The organism is Streptomyces sp. NPDC054961 (genome assembly GCF_053609145.1).
On sequence record NZ_JBSGWY010000057.1, the window covers coordinates 21,969 to 27,553 of the forward strand.

A 5,585-nucleotide genomic window follows, 5' to 3' on the forward strand; every position below is an offset into this window, starting at 1 on the left:
GGGCGCGGCGGGGGGGGGGCTATTTCCCGCGGGCCGCGCGGGCCCGCGGCGCCGGCCCCCGGGCGGCCCGCGGCCGCCCCGCCGGGGGGGGGGCCCCCCCCGGCCACGGCGGCGCGGACGGGCTACAGGGGCAGCGCGGCGGCCTGGGCCATCTCGCCCCGCGGCCGCGTGGCCCTGACCGTCACCACGGCGACGAGGGCCGCGAGCACCAGGGCGCCGGCAGCCCACCACAGGGCGATGGTGTAGGCGCTCAGCGGTATCTCGAGCACCCCGTGCACCACGTCGACCTGCAGGTGGGTGGCGACCACGACGGCGAACAGCATGCCCCCGACGGCCTCCCCCAGGTACTGGACGGTGAGAACCCCGGCCGAGGCCGCGCCGGCGTACCGCGGGGCGATGCCGGCGGTCGCGGTGGCGAGGAGCGGCATCAGGGCCATGCCGAGGCCGAGGCCGACGAGGAGCGTGCCGGGCAGCACCTTGGGCGCGTACCCGGCGCTGTCCTCGATGCCGGCCAGGATCGCCAGCCCGACGCCGGCGAGCAGCAGCCCCGCCGCGATCAGGATCCTGGGCGCCGCCCGGTGCACCAGCCGGGCGGAGATCTGCGTGGAGCCGACGACGAGCGCGGCGACCATGGGGAGGAGCAGCAGCCCCGCCTCGACCGGGCCGTATCCGAGGACGTACCGCAGGTGGTAGTTCAGGAACGAGAACAGGACGACCGTGCCGGCACCGGCCAGGAGCAGGGCGAGGAGGCAGCCGAGGCGGTCGCGGTCCGTGAAGGCGGACGGCGGGAGCAGCGGGTCGGACGTCATGGCCTGCCACCACAGGAAGGCCACGAGCAGGACGGCGCCGGCCACGAGCGCGATCACGACGGGGGTCGTGGCCCAGCCGCGCGATCCGCCCTCGGCGAGACCGTAGGTGAGGGCGGCCGGCGCGCCGGCACCGAGCAGGGAGCCGAGGACGTCGGGGCCGCCACGGGCCGGTCCCGGACGGTCGCGCGGCAGGGTGAGCGCGCCGGTCAGGACGATCACGGCGATGAGGACGGACACGTACAGGCTCACGCGCCAGCTCATCGCCTCGACGAACCAGCCGCCCGCGAGCAGCCCGAGGACCGAAGCTCCCGCGCTGGACACGGCGTAGACCCCGAAGGCCCGGCCGCGTTCCCTGGGGTCGGTGAAGCCCGCGACCAGCAGGGCCAGTGCGGAGGCGGTCAGCAGCGCGCCGGAGGCGCCCTGCAGGACGCGGGCGCACATCAGCGGGCCGGGGGCCCAGGCGATGCCGCCGAGCAGGGAGGCCGCCGCGAATCCGGCCAGGCCGGCGATCAGCGTACTTCTGCGCCCCAGGCGGTCCGCGATGTGCCCGCCGGGCAGCAGCAACGCGGCGAAGGCGGCGGCGTAGACGGTGAACATCGTACCCATGCCATCCGTGGCGAGGCCGAGGTCGGCCTGGACGGACGGCAGCGCGTTGGTGAAGGCCGTCGCTTCGAGCACCACCGCCAGCTGCGCCAGGACGGCCACGGCCAGGGCCCGCCAGCGCTTGGCGTACAGGGCCGCGGAGTCCTCCACGGGGGCCGTGAACGCAGTCGCGGGCGGCGCCGCGGACCAGGCGGTGGCGGCGGGGCCCGGGGGCGGTCCGAATCCCTGCGCGGGGCCGGAGTGCGCGGGGGCGGTCGGGGCGTAGGCGGGCGGCAGGGGGTACGACTCCGCGGGCGGGACCCGGGGGTCCCTCTGCGCGGCGGTCGCCTCGGGGCCTGCGGGAGCCACGGGAGCGTAGTCCAGCAACTGGGCCGCGTGACGTCCGAGTTGTGCCAGCACGGCGCCCGGCAGCCATTCGGCGGCCTGGTCCGTGGCCGTGCGTGCGGCCACCTGCTGGGGGGTGGGCCGCTCGGCCGGGTTCTTGTGCAGGCACGCGCGGACGAGACCGACCAGGCTCTCCGGCACGCCCGTCAGGTCCGGCTCCTCCTCGGCGACGCGGAAGAGGTGGGCGTTCAGCCCGGTGTCCCCGGCGCCGAAGAGCAGGCGCCCCGTGGCGGCGTAGACGAGGACGGCCCCCAGGCAGAAGACGTCGCTGGCGGGGGTGAGTTCGAGGCCGCGGACCTGTTCCGGAGACATGAACCCGGCGGAGCCGATCAGCGTGCCCGTGCGCGTGAGCAGGCTGTCCCCGGCGAGGCTCTCCTTCGCCCGCGCGATGCCGAAGTCGATGACGCGGGGGCCGTCGACGGTCACGAGGACGTTGGACGGCTTGAGGTCGCGGTGGATCAGGCCCGCGTCGTGCACGGCCTGGAGGGCGAGGGCGAGACGGTTGGCGAGGGTGTGGACCGAGTGCTCGGGAAGCGGCCCGAAGTCCTTGGCGACCACGGTGTGCAGATCGGGCCCCGGGATGTACTGGGTCGCCACCCAGGGCACGGCGGCCTCGGGATCGGCGTCGAGCACGTCCGCCGTCCAACTTCCGCCCACCCGCCGCGCGGCGGCCACCTCGCGGGCGAAGCGCCTGCGGAACTCGGGGTTCCCGGCGTGATCGGCCTGCACGACTTTGACGGCGACGGTGCGCCCGCCCTCGGAGCGCCCGAGGTAGACCAGGCCCATACCGCCCGCGCCCAGCCGGGCGATGAGGCGGTACGGACCTATGCGGGTCGGGTCTTCGGCATTCAACTGGTCCACGAGGGCAAGATAGTTCAGCTATCCAACGCACGGGGGCCCATCAGGCGAATCGGTTCCACCGGGACCGGTCCACTCCTCGTGACGTAGCGTCAGGGGGATCGTCGTATGCTCGTATGAACGGTGCCGAGTAGGCCGGAGGAGGGCGGGCGCGTGCGATTGCGTGATGTGACGTCCGGCGACGTCGAAGCCTACGTCCGGATGCGGTGCGACCCGGCCATGATGGCCGACCTCGGTGGCCCGCTGCCGCCCGAGGGAATGGCGGCGAAGGTCGGACGTGACGTCCGGAGTGCGGCCGAGGGCACTCAGTGGATCAAAATGATCGTTCCCGACGAGAGGGAACCGGCAGTGGTGGCGGGAACCGTGACCCTCTGGTCCCACGACGCCGGCGGCGACCAGACCAGCGAGATCGGCTGGATGGTGCTGCCGGAGTTCCAGGGACACGGGCTCGGCAAGCTGGCCGTCCGGACGGTGCTCGAACTGGCCCGCGAGGAAGACCGGTGGGGGGTCGTCCACGCGTTTCCGGCCCTGGCGAACGCTCCGTCGAACGGCATCTGCCGGTCCCTCGGCTTCAGGTCGCTGGGTGAGGAAGACGTGACGTTCGCCGGCCGCGTCCTGCGGACCCGTCACTGGGCCATCGATCCCCGCACCGACCTGACGTGAGACCGCGGCGGCCGGGGGCGGCGCCGACCGGGCGGCGGACCGGAGCGGGTCCTCCGTCACGCGCGGCGGTGCGTCAAGCGCCGTGCGGCGTTCCGGCCCTGTCGCCCTTTCCGGCCCTGTCGGCTCAGACGGTCGCGAGGGCCGCCGCGCCGAAGGAGACGTCGAAGCGGTCGCACCAGATGGTGACGCTGCTGTAGTCGGCCGTGTTCACGCCGGCCGGGATCTCGTAGTTCTGGTCGCCCTTGTTGCCCTTGAGCTTGCCCAGGCTCACGTACGTGCCGTCGTCGAAGACGGTCCAGCCCGGGACGCCCTCCTTCACGGGGGCGTCGGTCAGCCACACCCGCAGGTCGGGGCCGTTGCTGGTGTCGAGGTTCTCCAGCCGCAGGATGTGGGAGCCGTCGGGGAGCCGGATCACCTTGGCCGTGCCCGTGGTGGTGTGCTCGTGGCTGATCAGCGTGCCCTGGGCGACCGTCCGCGGTCCGTCAGGGGCCACCGGGGCCGGGGAGCCCGTACCGCCCCCGGAGGCGGGCCCGGAAGCGGGCCCGGATCGGGCCGGGGAGGACGACGTCGCGGGCGGCAGGGCCTCGCGGACGGTCGAGTCCTGCCACAGCTTCCACGGCTGGAACCAGTACAGCCCGGCGCCCAGCGCCAGCGTGGCCGCGAGGACCACGCCGACGATCAGCCTGCCGCGCCCGCGCCACCTTGTCCGCGCCATTGCCCTGCCTCTCCTCGCATCCGTCCCCCGCATTCAACGGGGCCGCGGGCCCTCGGCACCAGCGGCTGCGTGGTGACGAAAGCCTTACGCCACGACCTCCGCCGGGGGTCCGCAGGCGGATGACCGCTCGCGTGGCCCTCCGGACGGCCACGCGTACGGCCACCCGGACGGCCACCCGGACGGCGGGCCGGGCGGGCGGGCCGCGGCGGGCGGCCGTTGACTGGAGGGAGTCGAAGCAGGGAGGCGTGATGGCAGGCGTACGCAGCCGCGGGCTGGCCGGTGTCGTGTGGGTGGCCCTGGCGGTGGGGGTCGCGGGTTGTTCGGACGGGGACGGGCCGTCCGCGGCGGCCTCGAAGGCGGCGTCCGCCGTGGCTTCGGCGGGGGCGGCGGTCTCCTCGGCCGCCTCCGAGGCGGCGGACGCGGCCGCGTCGGCGGCGGCCGTCGCGAAGGACAAGCTCGCCGAGGTCAAGGACGGCGTCGACGCGAAGGACCAGGTCACACTGGGTACGCCCGCGACGGACGCGGACGGCCGCACCACGGTGTCCGTCTCGGCCAAGAACACGGACAGCGCGAAGAAGTCCTTCGCCGTCCAGGTGAACTTCAAGGACGAGGGCGGCAACCTCCTGGACACGGTCGTGGTGACGGTCTCCGACGTGGCCCCGAACGCCACCGGCGTGGGCACCGCCCGCAGCACCCACACGCTGTCGGGCACGGTCAAGGCGGAGACGGGCAAGGCCCTGCGCTACTGAGCCGGACGGCGGGGCCCGGGCGCGCGACGGCCGTCCGGGCCCTCGTGCCGCGAGGCCGCCGGTTCCCCGGCGACAGGCACCCCGAGCAGCGCTTTCCGTCGGCCTCACCGTCGTCGCCGATGCGCGGATTCACCCGAATGGCGGCGCTCCGGTGTCCGTACCCGTGCTCGCCGGGGACGCTGGGCCAGACGCCGACCCTCGGTGTCCCGCCCGACGAAGGAGCTTCTCGTGGCACAGACAACGCCCCCCAGCAGGGCCCCCCGGAGCCAGTACCCCGCCTCAGGGCATAGCGCCTGGGCGGCGGGCGGCACGATGTTCGCCGGTATCCTGATGCTCGTCGAAGGCGTCCTCGGCATCATCAAGGGGATCGTCGGCATCGCGAAGGACGACGTCTACTCGACGATCGGCAACTACACGTTCAAGTTCGACGTCACGGCGTGGGGCTGGATCCACCTCATCGTGGGCATCGTGCTCGCCGTCGTCGGCGTGGGCATCCTCAAGGGCGCGTCCTGGGCATGGGTGACCGGTGTGGCGATCGCCGCGCTCGACATCATCCTCAACTTCATGTGGCTGCCCTACACGCCGGTCTGGGCCCTCATCTCGATCGCCATCAGCATCTTCGTCATCTGGGCCCTGTGCACCCGCACGAGCGAGGCGCACTCCACCACGGCCTGACACGGACCGTCCGTCGCGGCCGCGCGCCGCGGACGGCCGGGGGGGGGGGGGGGGGCCGCCAGGGCGCCCGCCCGGGGGCCGACGACGTGGAGGGCGGCCCGGGCGTCCGAGCCACGAACAGCCACCCCG

The 5,585-nt window shown here is 74.2% G+C and carries 5 protein-coding genes; 3 read left to right on the top strand and 2 right to left on the bottom strand.

Features of this window, described 5'->3' with window-relative positions; translation table 11 throughout:
* Positions 1–122 precede the first annotated feature (122 nt).
* Positions 123–2,657 (bottom strand): MDR family MFS transporter, encoded by a 2,535-nt coding sequence (locus tag ACWF9Z_RS33375; protein WP_453608753.1) that lies wholly within the window; start codon positions 2,655–2,657, stop codon positions 123–125.
* A 150-nt stretch (positions 2,658–2,807) separates the two neighbouring features.
* Here ACWF9Z_RS33375 and ACWF9Z_RS33380 point away from each other — a divergent pair, with 150 nt between their 5' ends.
* Positions 2,808–3,317: a GNAT family N-acetyltransferase gene (locus ACWF9Z_RS33380; RefSeq protein WP_453608756.1), complete on the top strand. Its 510-nt coding sequence runs from the start codon at positions 2,808–2,810 to the stop codon at positions 3,315–3,317.
* Between the two features lie 124 nt (positions 3,318–3,441).
* On the opposite strand, the gene ACWF9Z_RS33385 is transcribed toward ACWF9Z_RS33380, so the two are convergent.
* Positions 3,442–4,032 (bottom strand): DM13 domain-containing protein, encoded by a 591-nt coding sequence (locus tag ACWF9Z_RS33385; protein ID WP_453608759.1) that lies wholly within the window; start codon positions 4,030–4,032, stop codon positions 3,442–3,444.
* A gap of 248 nt (positions 4,033–4,280) precedes the next feature.
* Between ACWF9Z_RS33385 and ACWF9Z_RS33390 the strand changes: the two genes are divergently transcribed.
* Entirely contained in the window at positions 4,281–4,781 is a 501-nt protein-coding gene (locus tag ACWF9Z_RS33390) for a hypothetical protein (RefSeq protein ID WP_453608762.1), read from the top strand.
* A 228-nt stretch (positions 4,782–5,009) separates the two neighbouring features.
* Positions 5,010–5,456 (top strand): DUF7144 family membrane protein, encoded by a 447-nt coding sequence (locus ACWF9Z_RS33395; RefSeq protein WP_453608764.1) that lies wholly within the window; start codon positions 5,010–5,012, stop codon positions 5,454–5,456.
* Positions 5,457–5,585 lie beyond the last annotated feature (129 nt).